The sequence below is a fragment of the Streptomyces sp. G5(2025) genome, assembly GCF_049542075.1.
GTDB lineage: Bacteria > Actinomycetota > Actinomycetes > Streptomycetales > Streptomycetaceae > Streptomyces.
In genome coordinates, this window is sequence record NZ_JBMUZT010000006.1 from 711,107 (window position 1) to 726,556 (window position 15,450).

Here is a 15,450-nt window from a genome sequence, read left to right on the forward strand (position 1 = left end):
AACCCACACCCCATCAGGGGCGCGAGGAACGGCGCGACCAGCCACACACAACCCGCACCGAACACACAACCCACACCCCATCAGGGGCGCGAGGAACGGCGCGACCAGCCACACACAACCCGCACCGAACACACAACCCACACCCCATCAGGGGCGCGAGGAACTGCGCGACCAGCCACACACAACCCGCACCCCGCGCCCAACCCTCCGCCGCACCCCCTACCCGGCCACCTCACCCCACCCCACCGTCCGATCACACCACCGCTCAAGCAGCACCCGGTCATGCCCCACAGCCAACAGTCCCGCCCCGCACTCCCCCCGGTACTCCTCCACGACGTGGACCAACGCCGCCGTCGTCGACGCGTCCAGCATCGCCGTCATCTCGTCACAGATCAGCCAGCGCGGGCGCAGCACGAGCGCCCGGGCCAGGCAGGCCCGCTGCAACTGCCCGTCGCTGACCTCGTGCGGGCGGCGCCCCATGAGGTCCTTGCCGAGGCCGACGCGGGCCGCAAGGCCGGGGACGATGGCGTCGACCTCAGAACCGCGGCCCACCGCCCGCAGCGGCTCCGCGACGAGATCCCGCAGCGCCAGCCGGGGATCGGCGGAGAGCCTCGGCTGCTGGAAGACGACACCGAAGGCGGTGCGCTGCTCGCGCGGGGCCCGGTGGCGCCAGCCGCCCGCGACGGTGCCGTCGATGACGACCTGCCCGGCGTCGGGCCGGTGCAGCAACGCCGCGACCCGCGCCAGCGTCGACTTGCCGCAGCCGCTGGGCCCCAGCAGCCCCACCGACTCACCGGGGGCGATGGTGAGGTCCGCCGAGCGGACGACGGGAGCGCGCCGGTCGTATCCGGCGGTGATCGCGCGCAGTTCAAGCACGGGGCGCCTCCAGCACGTCCACGTGAGGGTGGTGACACGCGGCCCCGCCGCCGAGCGCCGGCACGGCACCGCACGCCTCGTCGGCCCGGTCGCACCGCGCCGCGAACGCACAGCCCGCCGGCAGCGCGGACAGCTCGGGCGGCAGGCCGGGGACGGGCGTGAACTCCCGCTCCGGCAGGGCGTTCAGGAGCCCCCGGGCATACGGATGGCGGGGCCCGCGCGCACCGAAGAAGTCGGGGGCGTCGGCGATCTCGACGACCCGGCTCGCGTACATCACCGCGACGCGGTCGGCGATGCGTTCCGCGGCGGCCAGGTCGTGGGTGATCAGGAGCAGCGCGCGGTCGTCCCCGACGTGTCGGCGCAGTTCGTCGACGGTGCGGTCCACGAGGTCGCGGTCGAGGCCGGTGGTGGGTTCGTCGGCGAGCAGCAGCGGCGCGTCGCCGATGAGGGCGAGCGCGGTGGCGGCGCGCTGGGCGAGGCCGCCGGACAGCTCGTGGGGGTAGCGGTCGAGGTGCCCCGCGGGGAACGCGGCGCGCGCGGCGGCGGCTTCGGCGGCGGCGCGCGCGTCCGCCCCGCGCACCCCCGTCAACTCCCGCACGGTCTCCTCCAGCTGGGACCGCACGGTCCGTACCGGCGTGAGGTGCGCGGCGGGGCTCTGCGGTACGAGGCCGACGCGCCGCCCGCGCACGGTGCGGGCGAGGGTGCGCTCGTCGGCGGTGAGCAGATCGGTGTCGCCGAGCAGCGCCGAACCGGCCGTCTCCGCGTTCTCGGGGAGCAGGCCGAGCAGCGCGGAGGCCAGCACGGACTTGCCGCAGCCGCTCTCGCCGACCAGCGCCAGGCACTCCCCCACCGCGAGGTCGAAGGTGGCGTCGGTGACGGCGGAGACATGGGTGCCGCCGCGCATGCGGAAGCGTACGGAGAGTCCCTGTACGGACAGGACGGGAGACGGGACGGGGACCGTCACAGCATGAGCTCCGATCGGCGCCGGGGATTGATCCGTTCCCGCCAGGCGCCCGCGAGGCCCGCGATCGCCAGGGTGGGCACGATGATGAACAGGCCGGGGAAGAGCGTGGGCCACCAGTCGCCCGCGAGGAGCGAGCCGCGCGCGCTCTGGACGAGCGTGCCGAGGCTGGCCTGGTGGGTGGGGAGTCCGAGGCCGAGGAAGGACAGCGCGGACTCGTGCCAGATGGCGTGGGGCACCATCAGGACGGCGGCGAGGCCGGCCTGCGGCAGGACACCGGGCAGCAGGTGGCGCACCGCGACGCGCAGCCGTGAGGCGCCGCCGGAGATGGCCGCGTCGACGTAGGGCCGTGAGCGCAGGGAGAGCACCTCGGCGCGCACGATGCGGGCGGTGGAGAGCCAGTGCGTGAGCGCCACCGACACCACGACCGGCCACACACCGGGCCGGAACATCGCGACGATGAAGATGCCGAGGAGCAGGTGCGGCACGGACGAGAAGACGTCCACGAGCCGCATTACGATCCGGTCCACCCAGCCCCCGGAGGCGGCCGCGAGGGCACCGACAGCCGTGCCGATGACGGTGGCGACGACTGCCGCGACCACACCGACGAGCAACGAGACCCGCAGTCCGTACACGCAGCGCAGCAGCAGGTCCCGGCCGACGTCGTCCGTCCCGAAGGGATGCTCCCACGACGGCGGCTGAAGCTTCGCCGCCAGGTCGACGGCCTGCTCGTCGAGGTTGACGAGGGGCGGGACGACGAGGACGGCGAGGACGACGGCGGCGACGATCACCGCGGAGGTACGCACGCGCCACGCGCGCGTGGAGCGACGTACGCCCCCATGGGCGCGCCACACGATGCCGGCCCTCTCAGTCCTCTCAGACCTTTCAGCCACCTCAGTCCTCTCAGCCATCGAATCCCACCCTCGGATCGGCGAGGCCGTACAGGAGGTCGGCCACGAGGTTGCCCAGGAGGACCGCGGCCGTGGCGAGCGCGGTCAGCGCGGCGAGCAGCGGGAAGTCGACGGAGGTCGCCGCCTGGACGGTGGCCGCGGCGATGCCGGGCCAGCTGAAGACGGTCTCCACCAGGAGCGCACCGGTGATCAGTTCGGGCACGCGCGAGCCGATGAGCGTGAGCACCGGGAGCATGCCGGAGCGCAGGGCGTGGCCGAGGAGGACGGTCCGTTCGGCGAGGCCACGCGCGCGTGCGCCGCGCACGGGATCGTCGCCGAGCGCGTCGCCGACGCCCTGGCGCACGTACAGCACGAACCAGGGCAGTTGCGAGACGGCGAGTACTGCCGCGGGCAGCACCAGATGGCTCGCGACCTGTCCGGCCGTGACGGTCGAGCTGGCCGTGTCGGTCAGGCCGCCCGAGGGCAGTACGCCGAGCTTCAGGGCGAACAGCCAGACGGCGAGCAGGCCGAGCCAGAACGGCGGCGCCGCTTCGAGGGTGTAGGCGAGCGAGGTCACGGCGCGGTCGAGCCAGCCGCCGGGGCGGCGCGCGGCGAGGACGCCGAGTGCCGTGCCGAGCAGGATGGCGACGGCGAAGGCGGTCGCGGCGAGCAGCACCGACCAGCCGACGCGCTCGCCGATGACGTCCGCGACGGGCTGGCGCAGCGTGCTGGAGTCGCCGAGGTCACCGGTGAGGGCGGAGGTCAGCCAGTCCCACCAGCGGGTGGCGAGCGGCCGGTCGACGCCGAGGTTGGCGCGCAGCTGGTCGAGGTTCTCCTGCGAGGCGGTGAGTCCGGCCGTGCCCGCGTACGCCTTGACGGGGTCGAAGGGCGAGGCGGCCGCGATGGCGAAGACGCCGAAGGTGACGACGAGCAGGACGGGCACGGCGAACAGCAGCCGCCGTCCCGCGAGGCGCGCCATCAGCCCCCAGGGGAGGCGGCGGCGTGCCGCCTTCCCCGGGGTCTCGCGTATCGCGGTCGTCACTTCTTCGGCTGCCAGTCCTCGACGTTCCACCAGGGACCGGAGGCGAGGCCGTGGTCGTGCGGCTCGACCTGCGTGGTCAGGTCGCCGAACTTCTTGTCGACGACGTAGAGGTGGTCGATGTGGGTGAGGAAGGTGTAGCCGGGGTTCTTCACCAGCTCGCGCTGGATGGTGTCGTAGGCGGCCTGGCGCTTCGCGTGGTCGCCGCTCTTGCGGGCGTCCTCCAGGGCCTTGTCGACCTCGGGGTTGTCGTAGTGCGCCATGTTGTTGAAGCCGTCACCGGCGAGGGAGGACTTCAGGAGCGTGTACTGGTCGAAGTCGGGGTCGGCCGGGGAGCCGCCGCCCGCGAGGACGGCGTCCTTCGGCATGCGCGGCTCGATGACCTCCCACGTGCCGGATTGCACCTCGACCTTGATGCCGAGCTTCTTGGCGTCGGAGGCGTAGGCGAGGGCGTGGTCCTGGCGGAGCTTGTCGCCGGAGAGGTACCAGAGCGGGAACGTCGCCTGCACGCCGCCCTTCTCGCGGATGCCGTCCTTGCCGGGCTTCCATCCGGCGTCGTCGAGGATCTTCTTCGCCTTGGCGGCGTCGAACTTGCGCTCGGTGCCCTTGGTGAACCAGGGGCTGTCGGTCGGGACCGGGCCGTAGGCCTCCTTGCCCGCGCCGTCCAGGATCGAGTCGACCATGGCCTTGCGGTTCACGCCGACGTCGAGGGCGCGGCGGATGGCGGTGTCACCGGCGACCTTGTTGCCGGTGGGCAGCGTCACGACGCGGTAGTCGAACGTCTTGGCGGCGTACGTCTTCTTGCCGCTGTCGCCCTGGTACTTCTTCGCGAGGTTCGGCGGCAGGATCGCGCCGTCGAGCTCGCCGGCGTCGAGCCGGGTGGCCCGCACGTCGTCGTCCTTGATGATCGCCATGGTGAAGTTCTTGATCTTCGGCGCGCCGCCCCAGTAGCCGGGGTTGGCCTTGAAGGTCAGCTTCTCGCCCTTGGACCACTTGACCAGCTCGTAGGGGCCGGTACCGACGGGCTTGGTGGTGAAGGCGCCGTTGTTCACGTCCTGCTTGCCCGCGATGTGCTCGGGGGCGATGGGCAGGACGGTGCGTTCGGCGAAGGGCGCGTAGGGGTACTTCAGGCGGAAGACGACCGTGTCGTCCCCCTTGGCCTCGACGCTCTTGACGGCGTCAAGCTCGGTCTTGGAGGCGTTGTTGGTCTTCTTGTCGAGGATCGTCTCGTACGTGAAGACGACGTCCTTGGCGGAGAAGGGCTTCCCGTCGCTGAACTTGACGCCCTCGCGCAGCTGGTACGTGTAGGTCTTGCCGTCGTCGGTGACCTTGGGCAGCGCGGCCGCGAGGGCGGGCTTGAGCTTCATGTCGGCGTCGTGCGTGAGCAGGCCGTCGAAGATCTTCGAGTTGCCGTCCTTGCCGTAGCCGAGGAGGGGGCTGAGGGTGTCGGGCTCGTACGCGATGCCGACGACCGCCGAATCCTTCGCGCCGCCGCTGCCGCCGTCGCCCGGCGCCGAGCAGGCGGAGGCCGCGACCGCTATCGCGATGGCCGCGGCCAGGCCGCCCGTGCCCCGTATCGATCGGGCCCTCATGCTCCACACCCCTACTGAAGATCAACCGTTGTTGCGAACGGCTCGCAATTATGCCTTACCCATATCGGGCGCCGTCGCATGGCCCACACCGGGTACGTGTGGGCCACATCTTCCTCGGTCGGGGGTGTGTACGCAGGTCAGGGCGCCGGAAGCTCGACCAGCTCCGCCAGCGCCTCCCGATGGCGCCCGGCCGTGCCGTAGGCGATCGAGTCGGCCTTGGCGCGCTTGAGGTAGAGGTGGACGGGGTGCTCCCACGTCATGCCGATGCCGCCGTGCAGTTGCAGGGCCTCCTCGGCGGCGCGCACCGCGACGGGAGCCGCGTACGCCTGTGCCAGTGCCGCGGCGAGGTTCGGCTCGTCGCTCCCCGCGGCCAGGGCGTCCGCGGCGTGCCGGGCGGCGGCCCGGGTGTTCACGACCTCCAGCCACAGCTGGGCGAGGCGGTGCTTGAGGGCCTGGAAGGAGCCGACGGGCCGGTTGAACTGGTGCCGCTCCTTCACGTACCGGACCGTCTCGGTCAGGCACCACTCGGCGACGCCCAGTTGCTCCGACGCCAGCAGCGCGGCCCCGGCCCGCAGCCCGCGGGCGAGCGCGGGGGCCGCGTCCGGGGTGAGGGCACGCGCGCGTGCCCCGTCGAACGTGACGGCGGCGAGCGGCCGCGTCAGGTCGAGCGAGGTCTGCGGTGCGATGTCCACGCCGCTGTCCGCCGCGTCGACCGCGAAGAGCCCGGTGCCGGTGGGCACCAGGAGCACGTCGGCGACGGCGGCGTCCGCCACGCCCGTGACGCGGCCCCGCAGGGCGCCGCCCTCCTCCCGTACGGCGGACCCGAAGTTCTGGGTGGCGTGTGACAGCGGCAGCGCGAGCACGCCGATCCTGCGGCCCGACGCGAGTGCCGCGAGCAGCTCGCGCGCCGCCTCGCCCTCGCAGGCCAGCAGCGTTTCCGTGGCCACGACCGCGCTGGTCAGATACGGCACGGGCGCCACCGCGCGGCCCAGCTCCTCCAGGACGACGGCGGCCTCGCGGTGGGTGGCGCCCTGCCCGCCCAGTTCCTCGGGCACCAGCAGGCCGGCCAGCCCCATGCCGTCGGCCAGGGCCTTCCACAGTTCGCGGTCGTGCGGCTCGGCGGTCTCGGCGCGGGAGAGCACGGAGGCGGCGCCGCAGCGGTCGGTGAGCAGGTCGCGCACCGCCGAGCGCAGTGCCTCTTCCTCTTCGGAGTAGAGCAGGTCAGTCATCGCGCGAGGTCCTTCCAGGCGACGTCCTTGTCGGTGCGCGGCTCGGCGGGCAGCCCGAGGACGCGCTCGGCGACGATGTTCAGCAGGACCTCGCTGGTCCCGCCCTCGATGCTGTTGCCCTTGGAGCGCAGATAGCGGTAGCCCGCGTCGCGGCCGGTGAAGTCGACGATCTCGGGCCGGCGCATCGTCCAGTCGTCGTACAACAGCCCTTCCTCGCCGAGGAGTTCGACCTCCAGGCCGCTGATCTCCTGGTTGAGGCGGGCGAAGCCGAGCTTCATGCCGGAGCCCTCGGGGCCCGGCTGGCCCGCGACGAGCTGCTGGCGCAGCCGCTCGCCGGTGAGCCGGGCGACCTCGGCGTCGACCCAGAGTTTCATCAGGCGCTGGTGGAGGTCGTGGGTGCGCAGCTCGGGGCGGTCGCGCCAGGCCTTGGCGACGGGTCCGATCATGCCGCCCTCGCGGGGGATGCGCATGCCGCCGATGGAGACGCGCTCGTTCATGAGCGTGGTCTGGGCGACCTGCCAGCCCTCGCCGACCGCGCCGAGGCGGTGCGCGTCGGGGACGTGCACGTCGGTCAGGAAGACCTCGTTGAACTCGGCCTCGCCGGTGATCTGGCGCAGCGGCCGCACCTCGACGCCCGGGTCGGTCATGTCGCATACGAAGTACGTGATGCCGCGGTGCTTGGGCTGCTCGGGGTCGGTGCGGGCGATGAGGATGGCCCAGCGGGCGTTGTGGGCGCTGGACGTCCACACCTTCTGGCCGTTGACGATCCAGTCGCCGCTCGCCTCGTCGCGGACGGCGCGGGTGCCGAGCGCGGCGAGGTCGGACCCGGCGCCCGGCTCGCTGAAGAGCTGGCACCACACCTCCTCGCCGGTCCACAGCGGCCGCAGGAAGCGGTGTTTTTGCTCCTCGGTGCCGAAGCCGAGGACGGTCGGCGCGGCCATGCCGAGGCCGATCCCGATCCGGCGCGGGTCGTTGTCGGGCGCGCCCGCGGCCTCCAGCTCGGCGTCCACGACGGCTTGCAGGGAGCGCGGCGCGCCGAGTCCGCCCAGGCCCTCGGGGTAGTGCACCCAGGCGAGGCCCGCGTCGAAGCGGGCCTGGAGGAAGGCGTCGCGGTCGGTGCTCGCGGGCGGGTGCGCGGCGAGGAACTCCCTTACACGGATACGCAGTTCGGCGGCGTCGGTCATGCGGCACCTCCCTGCGGCAGGACGACGACGCGTCCGGTGGTGACACCGTCGGCGACCCGCTGCACGGCCGCGGCGGCGCCGGCCATCGGCACGCGCTCGCTCACCAGCGGCTTGATGGCGCCCTTGGTGGCGAGCTCGGTCAGCTCCTCGTGGCAGCGCAGGATCGCGCGCGGGTCCTTGGTGTTGTACAGGCCCCAGTGCAGACCCGTGATCGTGTAGTTCTTCACCAGGGCGTGGTTGAGCGCGGGCGAGGGGATGGAGCCGCTCGCGAAGCCCACGACGACGATCCGGCCCTCGAAGGCCACGCATTTCGCGGACTTGGCGTACGCGTCGCCGCCCACGGGGTCGTAGATCACGTCCGCGCCACGACCGCCGGTGGCGTCCTTGACGGCGGCGACGATGTCGTCGGTACGGCGGTCGAGGACGAGGTCGCAGCCGAGTTGCCGCGCGACCTCCGCCTTGTCGGCCCCTCCGACGACGCCGATGACCGTGGCGCCCGCGGCCTTGCCGAGCTGCACGGCGGCGCTGCCGACGCCGCCCGCCGCCGCGTGCACGAGCAGGGTCTCGCCCTCTTGGAGGTGCGCCCTGCGGTGCAGGCCGAACCAACCCGTCTGGTAGCCGATGTGCAGTGCGGCGGCCTCCGCGTCGTCCAGCGCGTCCGGTGCGGGCAGCAGGGCGGCGGCGTCCGCGACGGCGTACTCGGCGAAGCCGCCGTGCGGCAGCGCCGGGGTGGCGAGCACGCGCCGCCCGTCCTCGGTCTCGCCGCAGATCTCCACGCCCGGCGTGAAGGGCAGCGGGGGCCTGACCTGGTAGTGGCCGCGGCAGAGCAGCGCGTCGGGGAAGTTGATGTTGGCGGCGCGGACCTTCAGGAGCACCTGCCCGTCGCCGGGCTGCGGGCGGTCGGTCTCCGCGGGGCGCATCACCTCGCCCGGCTCACCGTTCTCGTGCACTTGCCATGCCTGCATGCGGGGCCTCCACGGGGCTGTCGTAGACCGGGCTCGATCGCATACTAAGCGGTCGCTTGCCGCAGGGGAACCGTCAGTCGCCCTTCTCCTTGCGGGTGGGCCGCGCCCGTACGTGCATCCGCTCGCCCTGCGGCCCGAAGAGGCTCAGGAATTCCGCCCCTCCCTCACCCGTGGCCCCGAACCAGTGCGGGACGCGGGTGTCGAACTCGGCGGCCTCGCCGGGGCCGAGCACCACGTCGTGGTCGCCGAGGATCAGCCGCAGCTTGCCGGAGAGGACGTACAGCCACTCGTACCCCTCGTGGGTCTGCGGGTCCGGGGCGGGGGTGGTGCGGGCGGGCTCGATCACCTTGTACGCCTGGAGGCCGCCGGGCTGGCGGGTGAGCGGCAGCATCGTGCGCCCGTGCCGGACGATCGGCTTGGCCCGCACACGCGGGTCACCCACGGGCGGGGCGCCCACCAGTTCGTCCAGCGGGACCTGGTGGGCGCGGGCGATGGGCAGCAGCAGTTCCAGGCTCGGCTTGCGGTTGCCGGACTCCAGGCGGGACAGGGTGCTGACCGAGATGCCGGTGGCGGCGGAGAGCCCCGCGAGGGTGGCGCCGCGCTCCCGGCGGATGCGGCGCAGCCGGGGGCCGACCTCGGTGAGGACCTGGTCCATCTCTTCCGGTTCTTCGCTCGGCTTTTCGCTCATGCCCCCATCATGGCGCGCCGTTGCTGTATCAGCAAAGCCATTTGTCGAAAACGCACCACGGGCGGGAGAGTCGTCGTGGAGGTGGTCACCATGACCCAGAACAACGGTTACGACGTCGTGGTCGTCGGAGGCGGCGCGGCGGGCCTGAGCGCGGCGCTCGTGCTCGGCAGGTCGCGGCGGCGGGTTCTCGTCGTCGACGCCGGCGAACCGCGCAACGCGCCCGCCGCGCACGTGCAGGGTTACCTGTCGCGGGACGGCATGCCGCCCGCGGAGTTCCTCGCCGAGGGGCGGCGGGAGCTGGAGCGGTACGGCGTGGAGATGGTGCGGGGCCGTGTGACGGACGTACTGCCGGACGGGCGGGGCGAGTTCGAGGTGCGGCTCGCGGACGACCGGGCGGTGCACGCGCGCCGGGCCGTCGTGGCCACGGGCCTGGTGGACGAGGCGCCCGCGGTGCCGGGGATCGCCGAGCGCTGGGGCCGCGACGTGCTGCACTGCCCGTACTGCCACGGCTGGGAGGTGCGGGACCAGCCCTTCGGGGTGCTCGCCGCGGAGCCGTTCACCAGCCATCAGGCGCTGCTCGTCACGCAGTGGTCCAAGGACGTGACGCTCTTCCTCAACACCGTGCGCAAGTTGCCGGACGCGGAGTGGGAGCGCCTCGCGGCCGCCGGGGTCTCGGTGGTGGAGGGTGAGGTCGCCGGCCTGGAGGTGACCGACGACCGCCTGACGGGCGTCCGGCTCGCCGACGGCCGGGTGTTCCCCCGCTCGGTCCTGTTCGTCGCCGCGCGGCCGGTACCCCGTGCCGGCCTGCTCACCGCGCTCGGCGCCGGGACCAGGGAGACGCCGGTCGGGCGGTACCCGGCGGTGGACGAGACGGGCCGCACCACGGTCCCCGGCATCTGGGCGGTCGGCAACGCGGCGGGCCCCACGGAGCAGGTGATCAACGCGGCGAGCGCGGGCTACCGGGCCGGCACCATGATCAACGCCGAGCTCGTCATGACGGACATCGACGCGGAGGCGGCCCGCCGCAGGGCAGGCGTCTTCACACCGGAGACGGAGGCGGCGGTGGCCCGTGCGGTGGCGGGCGGTCGCGAGCATGGGGTCTCGGGCTAGGCCGTGCGGTTGGGGGGCGGGTGGGGGGCGTGTCGCTGGGGAGCGAGGCAGGGGGTGTGGCCCTGCCCTCCAAGGGACGGCACAAGGGACCGCCCCGCCTCAACGGCAGGCGGGTGCCCGGCGGGACGGTGGGCGTTCGTGGGCCGGAGCGGTTCTTCAGGGACGGCGCGCGCGGTCTGCCCGGCGGTACAGACGCGCCGCCACGGCCACCGTGATCCCGGCGAGCGCCATCGCGCAGGCGGCGATCCAGTGCCGGGGCTGCTGGCCGAGGACCAGTGCGGAGATCGCGCCGAAGCCGAGGCCGAACGCGGGGAGCAGGGCGATCTTCCGGCCGTCGAGACGGCCGCCGAGACCGAGCAGGCCTCCTATGGCGGCCAGAGCGCCGACCCACAGCCCGGCGGTGTAGCGCTCGCCGCCATCAGGAAGGCCGTAGCGCCCGCGGGCCTGTTCCTCCAGCCCCAGGTGGACGGTGCCGCTGAGGGACCAGAAGAACGCACTGAACCCGACCAGGCCGATCGCGACGATCCATCCATGGCTTCTCACGCCGTCATCGTACGAAACGGCACGCCGCGCAGGCACAGACCCGTCGCTTCGCCACAGAGCATGGAGGTTTCGCCCCGAACGCGGTATCGATGCGCGCATGGCGGACGAACAGAGGGACGACGCGCAGGACGACACGGGCACCAGGGAAGCCGCCGCGCACGACCGTCCGGGCGGTGTGCTGCCCGGCCTGCCCAGCCCTCCCCCGTCGGGCGAGAGCGCGCTGCCGCCGGGGACGTACGACGGCACGGTCGTGCTGGTCACCGGCGGCGGGACGGGGCTCGGCAAGGCGGTCGCGGCGGAGTTCGCGCGGCTCGGCGCCGACCTGGTGATCGCGAGCCGCAAGGAGGACCGGCTCCAGGCCGCGCGGGACGAACTTGCGTCCCTGGGCGGCCGGGTGACGGCCACGGTGTGCGACATCCGCGACGCCGGGCGCGTGGCCGAGGTCTTCGACGCGGCGCAGGAGGCGTACGGCCTGCCGGGGATCCTGGTCAACAACGCCGCCGCCAACTTCCCCGTACCGGCCGAGGACATGTCCCCCAACGCCTGGCGCGCGGTCGTGGACATCACGCTCACCGGCACGTTCCTCATGACGCGCGAGTTCGGCCGCAGGCACCTCGCCGCCGGCACCCCCGGGTCGGTCATCGACGTCGGGGCGTCGTACGCCTGGACGGGCGGCCCCGGCTTCGCACACAGCGCGGCGGCCAAGGCGGGCGTGAAGAGCCTGGTGGAGACCCTGGCCGTGGAGTGGGGTCCGTACGGCATCCAGGTCAACGGGCTGGTGCCGGGCCTGATGCCGCACGACGACATGAGCGCGGACATCCGCGGCAACCTCGACCGGGGCGGCCGAGCCGATGACAAGGCCGCGCGCCAGCCCGCCCTCCGCGTCGGCCTCCCGCGCGAACTCGGTTGGGCCGCCACGTTTCTCGCCTCCCCCTACGCCCGCTTCATCACGGGTCACACCCTGGTGGTGGACGGCGCGAACTGGCAGCGGCGCGCCGTGGTGAGCCCTCCGGTGACGACGGTCCGCGAGCAGCTGGGGCGAGGCGAGTTCACGCCCTGAGCCGCCGCACGGCACCGTCCGCCCCCTGAACCGTCGCATGAACCGCGTATGAACCGCCGCACGACGCCGCTCACTTCCCCTCGAACGAAGCCGCCCGCCCCGCCGCCTTCGCCCCGTACCCCTCCCGGGAGTCGTCCGACGTGAGGGTGATCGCCGCGTTCATCGCCACGCGGTCGAGCGCGCCGGACATCCCCGCGTCGGCGTACGCGTCGATGCCGCGCTTGATGCCCTGCACGGCGAGCGGGGCGTTCGCGGCGATCACCGCCGCCAGCGCGTGTGACGCCGACGCCAACTCGCCGCTCGGCACGACCTGTTGCACCAGCCGCAGCCGCTCGGCCGTGGCGGCGTCGACGCGGCGCCCGGTGAGCGCGAGGTACTTGGCCCACCCCGCGCCCGCCTCGCGCGCTATGCGCAGGTCGCCGCCCGCGTCGACCGCGACGCCCAACTGCGCCTCGGGGAGGGCGAACACCGCGTCGTCGGCGGCGATCCGCACGTCCGCCATGAGCACCAGCTCGAAGCCGAAACCCAGACAGTACCCATGCACGGCCGCCACCACCGGCTGCGGAAGCCCCGCGAAGGCCCGGAAGCGCTCGTGCGCCCACCGCACGCCTTCGTAGTAGTGGTGGGCGCGCTCGGCGCCGGAGCGGCCCGTGATCGCGCCGCCCGGCGCGGTGACGTCGATGCCCGCGCAGAAGGCCCGGCCCTCGGCGCGCAGCAGCACCGCCCGGATGGCGCGGTCGAAGCGGATGCGGTCGGCGAACAGGCCCAGTTGGCGGGTGGACTCCCAGCTCCAGGCGTTGAGCCTGCGCGGGCGGCAGAGGGTGAGGACGCCGAGCCCGTCCTCGACGTCGAGGCGCAGCCGCTCCTCGCCCTCCGGGATGTCCGTGCCGATGGTGTCGATCATGCCGCGCTCCCCTGCGCCGACGGACCCGATGGGACCTGATGGAACCTGATGGGCCGTCAGGCTAAGGGCGCGGGCTCACCGACTGAAGACCTCGAACCCCACCGCCGGCTTCCCGCCGAAGCGTGGGGCCAGTGCCTGGGCGTTGCCCGTGAGAAACGTACGGCAGTACTTCTCGGGGTCCTCGTCCGTCAACGCCTCGATGTAGGTACGGTGTTCGAGGAGCGAGGCCACCGAGCGGTCGAGTCCGGCCGTCGCGTCCGCCGCGTGCGTAGGGGTCGACGAACCGGCCACGGCGACCCACCGCACACCGTCCCACGGCTCCAGGCCCTGCTCCTCGATCAGCTCGGGGAAGATCCAGCGGTTGCCCGCGTCCGCCGCGGCGTCGAGCGTGGCCCGGCCCACCGCCACGTGGTCGGGGGTGTTCCAGGCGACGCCGCCCCAGGTGTCTCGGTGGTTGAGCGTGATGACGAGTTCGGGCCGGTGCCTGCGGATCGCGGCGGCGATGTCGCGGCGCAGCGCCGTGCCGTACTCGACGACGCCGTCCCGGTGGTCGAGGAACTCCACCGTCCCGACGCCGACGACCGCCGCACCGGCCCGCTGCTCCCGCTCGCGCAGCGGCCCGCAGGTGGCGGGGTCGATCGTGTCGATGCCTGCTTCCCCGCGGGTCGCGAGGAGGTAGGCGACGTCGCGGCCCGCGTCCGTCCAGCCGGCGATCGCCGCCGCGCAGCCGTACTCCAGGTCGTCGGGGTGCGCCACGACGGCGAGCGCGCGCTGCCAGTCCTCGGGCATGGGGGTGAGCTGGTCGGGCGCCGTGGCCCCGGCTGCGGTCTGCGACTCGGTCATGGCCGCAGCCTAAGGCCCCCCGCCGACACCCGCCGGGCCGCGTCACGGCACGGCGGGCGCCTTACGGCACGGCGGGTACCTTGCGGCACAGCAAGCGCCTTACGGCACAGCGGGTACCTTGCGGCACAGCGGGCGCCTTACGGCTCGGGCGGGCGCCTTGCGGAACGGCGGGTACCTTGCGCACGGCGCTGCCTCACGCCTCCCCACGCGTCAGCGCCAGCAGCCGGTCCAGGACCCGCGGTCCGCTCACCCGCAGTCCGTCGTGCTCGAACTCGTCCGTGACCCAGGTGCGCAGCCCCCGGATGGCGCGGGCGGTCCGCAGCGAGTGCTCCGTGTCGACGTACAGGTCATCGTGGTAGATGGACGCGGCGACCGGTACCTCGTTCGCCGCCAGCCGGTCCAGGTCGTACAGGCGCGGCCAGTCGGCGCGCTCGGCCAGCAGGTCCGCGGTCTCGCGCAGCGGGCGCAGCGCCGGGTCGCAGTCGAACATCCAGCGCTGCACGGCCTCCCCGGTGAACAGCAGCGGCTCGTCGCCCGCCAGGGCCTTGTCCGCGTCGAACGCGGGGAACTCGGCGCGCACCCGCTCGGCCGACCAGGCGGTGGGCCGCTCACCCTGGGCGTAGATCGCCTCGTGCAGGAGGGCGTAGAGCGGATTTCCCGCGTACGACAGGACGGCCTGGACGTTCTCCTGGAACGCGTCGGAGAGCACGGTCCCCGACGCCGTGCGCACGAAGGCGTCCTCCAGGAGGTAGTGCAGCCGGTGGCTGCCGTCGCCCGTGCCGAGCAGGATGCCGAGGGACTGGAAGGCGGGGACGGTGAGACGGTAGCCGCCGTTCAGGACCGGCTCGTGCTCGGCGAGGTGGGCGGCGATGCGTCGGGCGCGCTCGGCGTCCTGCGGGTAACGGGCGTAGTGCGCGGCGCTCTTGCGGGCCATGCGCGGGTAGGCCGCGCGGTACACGTCGTCGGCGTGGCCGTCCAGGGTGGGCAGGCCGCCGGTGATGAGTGCCGTGGACAGGCCCTCGGGGGCCGCCGACAGGTAGTGCGTGGCGCAGAACCCGCCGAAGCTCTGGCCGAGGACGGTCCAGGGCGCGCCGCCCGTCACCTCGGGGCGGATGGCCTCGCAGTCGCGGACGATGGAGTCGGCGCGGAAGTGGGCGAGGTGGTCGGCCTGTTCGCGGGGTCCGCCGCGCAGCGGAAGCGTCTGGCGGTTGGCGGGGGTGGAGCTGCCTGTGCCGCGCTGGTCGAGGAGAAGGACGCGGAAGTCCCGCAGGGCGCGGTCGAGCCAGGACTCCCTGCCGTGGAAGCGGGTGGCTCCAAAGCCGGGACCGCCCTGGAGGTAGACCAGCCAGGGCAGGTCGGCGCCGCCGCGCGAGGCGGGAACCACTTCGCGGGCGTAGATCTCGATCCGCTCCCCCGCCGGATCCTCGTGGTCGAGCGGCACGCTGAAGCGGCGGTCGGTGAGGACGACTCCTGGCTGGCGGTACGTGGCGGTCAAGGATGCTCCTGGGCGCTGGGCGAAGGCCAATCTTCCCGCCCAGTCCAGCACACCCGCGGCGCGGCCCGGCC

At 73.3% G+C, this 15,450-nt stretch carries 15 protein-coding genes; 2 read left to right on the forward strand and 13 right to left on the reverse strand.

What is annotated here, in order from left to right:
• Nucleotides 1-219: 219 nt before the first annotated feature.
• The 9 genes from ACOBQB_RS13945 to ACOBQB_RS13985 all read right to left on the reverse strand — a co-directional run bounded on the left by ACOBQB_RS13945 (nucleotide 220) and on the right by ACOBQB_RS13985 (nucleotide 9,424).
• Nucleotides 220-876 carry an ABC transporter ATP-binding protein gene (locus ACOBQB_RS13945; RefSeq protein ID WP_423591863.1) on the reverse strand — a complete coding sequence of 219 codons (657 nt, stop codon included), beginning with the start codon at nucleotides 874-876 and terminating at the stop codon, nucleotides 220-222.
• Nucleotides 869-1,780 carry an ABC transporter ATP-binding protein gene (locus ACOBQB_RS13950; protein WP_423598464.1) on the reverse strand — a complete coding sequence of 304 codons (912 nt, stop codon included), beginning with the start codon at nucleotides 1,778-1,780 and terminating at the stop codon, nucleotides 869-871. The genes ACOBQB_RS13945 and ACOBQB_RS13950 overlap by 8 nt, the downstream gene beginning before the upstream one ends.
• Nucleotides 1,781-1,836: 56 nt before the next feature.
• A complete protein-coding gene (locus ACOBQB_RS13955; protein ID WP_423591866.1) occupies nucleotides 1,837-2,748 on the reverse strand; it encodes an ABC transporter permease in 912 nt (303 codons plus the stop codon).
• Complete coding sequence (locus tag ACOBQB_RS13960) at nucleotides 2,741-3,706, reverse strand: ABC transporter permease (protein WP_423598466.1); 966 nt, start codon at nucleotides 3,704-3,706, stop codon at nucleotides 2,741-2,743. Before ACOBQB_RS13960 ends, ACOBQB_RS13955 begins: the two co-directional genes overlap by 8 nt.
• Nucleotides 3,707-3,765: 59 nt before the next feature.
• Complete coding sequence (locus tag ACOBQB_RS13965) at nucleotides 3,766-5,358, reverse strand: ABC transporter substrate-binding protein (protein ID WP_423591868.1); 1,593 nt, start codon at nucleotides 5,356-5,358, stop codon at nucleotides 3,766-3,768.
• 137 nt (nucleotides 5,359-5,495) lie between these two features.
• A complete protein-coding gene (locus ACOBQB_RS13970) occupies nucleotides 5,496-6,587 on the reverse strand; it encodes an acyl-CoA dehydrogenase family protein (RefSeq protein ID WP_423591870.1) in 1,092 nt (363 codons plus the stop codon).
• A complete protein-coding gene (locus ACOBQB_RS13975) occupies nucleotides 6,584-7,771 on the reverse strand; it encodes an acyl-CoA dehydrogenase family protein (RefSeq protein ID WP_423591871.1) in 1,188 nt (395 codons plus the stop codon). Before ACOBQB_RS13975 ends, ACOBQB_RS13970 begins: the two co-directional genes overlap by 4 nt.
• Entirely contained in the window at nucleotides 7,768-8,736 is a 969-nt protein-coding gene (locus ACOBQB_RS13980; RefSeq protein ID WP_423591872.1) for an NADPH:quinone oxidoreductase family protein, read from the reverse strand. The genes ACOBQB_RS13975 and ACOBQB_RS13980 overlap by 4 nt, the downstream gene beginning before the upstream one ends.
• A 73-nt stretch (nucleotides 8,737-8,809) precedes the next feature.
• Nucleotides 8,810-9,424, reverse strand: coding sequence for a helix-turn-helix domain-containing protein (locus tag ACOBQB_RS13985; RefSeq protein ID WP_423591873.1), 615 nt, complete (start codon nucleotides 9,422-9,424; stop codon nucleotides 8,810-8,812).
• A gap of 90 nt (nucleotides 9,425-9,514) precedes the next feature.
• Here ACOBQB_RS13985 and ACOBQB_RS13990 point away from each other — a divergent pair, with 90 nt between their 5' ends.
• Nucleotides 9,515-10,534 carry an NAD(P)/FAD-dependent oxidoreductase gene (locus ACOBQB_RS13990; protein WP_423591875.1) on the forward strand — a complete coding sequence of 340 codons (1,020 nt, stop codon included), beginning with the start codon at nucleotides 9,515-9,517 and terminating at the stop codon, nucleotides 10,532-10,534.
• Between the two features lie 156 nt (nucleotides 10,535-10,690).
• On the opposite strand, the gene ACOBQB_RS13995 is transcribed toward ACOBQB_RS13990, so the two are convergent.
• Nucleotides 10,691-11,077, reverse strand: coding sequence for a hypothetical protein (locus tag ACOBQB_RS13995; protein ID WP_423591877.1), 387 nt, complete (start codon nucleotides 11,075-11,077; stop codon nucleotides 10,691-10,693).
• Between the two features lie 97 nt (nucleotides 11,078-11,174).
• Here ACOBQB_RS13995 and ACOBQB_RS14000 point away from each other — a divergent pair, with 97 nt between their 5' ends.
• The gene (locus ACOBQB_RS14000; protein WP_423591879.1) at nucleotides 11,175-12,137 is read left to right on the forward strand and encodes an SDR family oxidoreductase; all 963 of its coding nucleotides are present in this window, start codon (nucleotides 11,175-11,177) and stop codon (nucleotides 12,135-12,137) included.
• Between the two features lie 70 nt (nucleotides 12,138-12,207).
• On the opposite strand, the gene ACOBQB_RS14005 is transcribed toward ACOBQB_RS14000, so the two are convergent.
• The 3 genes from ACOBQB_RS14005 to ACOBQB_RS14015 form a co-directional block, all read right to left on the reverse strand.
• Nucleotides 12,208-13,041 carry an enoyl-CoA hydratase/isomerase family protein gene (locus tag ACOBQB_RS14005; protein ID WP_423591881.1) on the reverse strand — a complete coding sequence of 278 codons (834 nt, stop codon included), beginning with the start codon at nucleotides 13,039-13,041 and terminating at the stop codon, nucleotides 12,208-12,210.
• 75 nt (nucleotides 13,042-13,116) lie between these two features.
• Nucleotides 13,117-13,884: a PIG-L deacetylase family protein gene (locus ACOBQB_RS14010; protein WP_423591882.1), complete on the reverse strand. Its 768-nt coding sequence runs from the start codon at nucleotides 13,882-13,884 to the stop codon at nucleotides 13,117-13,119.
• Nucleotides 13,885-14,077: 193 nt separating this feature from the next.
• Nucleotides 14,078-15,379: an alpha/beta fold hydrolase gene (locus ACOBQB_RS14015; protein WP_423591884.1), complete on the reverse strand. Its 1,302-nt coding sequence runs from the start codon at nucleotides 15,377-15,379 to the stop codon at nucleotides 14,078-14,080.
• Nucleotides 15,380-15,450 lie beyond the last annotated feature (71 nt).

What these genes read in the sequence shown, in the direction of transcription:
- ACOBQB_RS13950 (WP_423598464.1), bottom strand. Translation starts at nt 1,780, where the DNA reads ATGCGCGGCGGCACCCATGTCTCCGCCGTCACCGACGCCACCTTCGAC.
- ACOBQB_RS13955 (WP_423591866.1), bottom strand. Translation starts at nt 2,748, where the DNA reads ATGGCTGAGAGGACTGAGGTGGCTGAAAGGTCTGAGAGGACTGAGAGG.
- ACOBQB_RS13960 (WP_423598466.1), bottom strand. Translation starts at nt 3,706, where the DNA reads ATGGCGCGCCTCGCGGGACGGCGGCTGCTGTTCGCCGTGCCCGTCCTG.
- ACOBQB_RS13965 (WP_423591868.1), bottom strand. Translation starts at nt 5,358, where the DNA reads ATGAGGGCCCGATCGATACGGGGCACGGGCGGCCTGGCCGCGGCCATC.
- ACOBQB_RS13970 (WP_423591870.1), bottom strand. Translation starts at nt 6,587, where the DNA reads ATGACTGACCTGCTCTACTCCGAAGAGGAAGAGGCACTGCGCTCGGCG.
- ACOBQB_RS13975 (WP_423591871.1), bottom strand. Translation starts at nt 7,771, where the DNA reads ATGACCGACGCCGCCGAACTGCGTATCCGTGTAAGGGAGTTCCTCGCC.
- ACOBQB_RS13980 (WP_423591872.1), bottom strand. Translation starts at nt 8,736, where the DNA reads ATGCAGGCATGGCAAGTGCACGAGAACGGTGAGCCGGGCGAGGTGATG.
- ACOBQB_RS13985 (WP_423591873.1), bottom strand. Translation starts at nt 9,424, where the DNA reads ATGAGCGAAAAGCCGAGCGAAGAACCGGAAGAGATGGACCAGGTCCTC.
- ACOBQB_RS13990 (WP_423591875.1), top strand. Translation starts at nt 9,515, where the DNA reads ATGACCCAGAACAACGGTTACGACGTCGTGGTCGTCGGAGGCGGCGCG.
- ACOBQB_RS14000 (WP_423591879.1), top strand. Translation starts at nt 11,175, where the DNA reads ATGGCGGACGAACAGAGGGACGACGCGCAGGACGACACGGGCACCAGG.
- ACOBQB_RS14005 (WP_423591881.1), bottom strand. Translation starts at nt 13,041, where the DNA reads ATGATCGACACCATCGGCACGGACATCCCGGAGGGCGAGGAGCGGCTG.
- ACOBQB_RS14010 (WP_423591882.1), bottom strand. Translation starts at nt 13,884, where the DNA reads ATGACCGAGTCGCAGACCGCAGCCGGGGCCACGGCGCCCGACCAGCTC.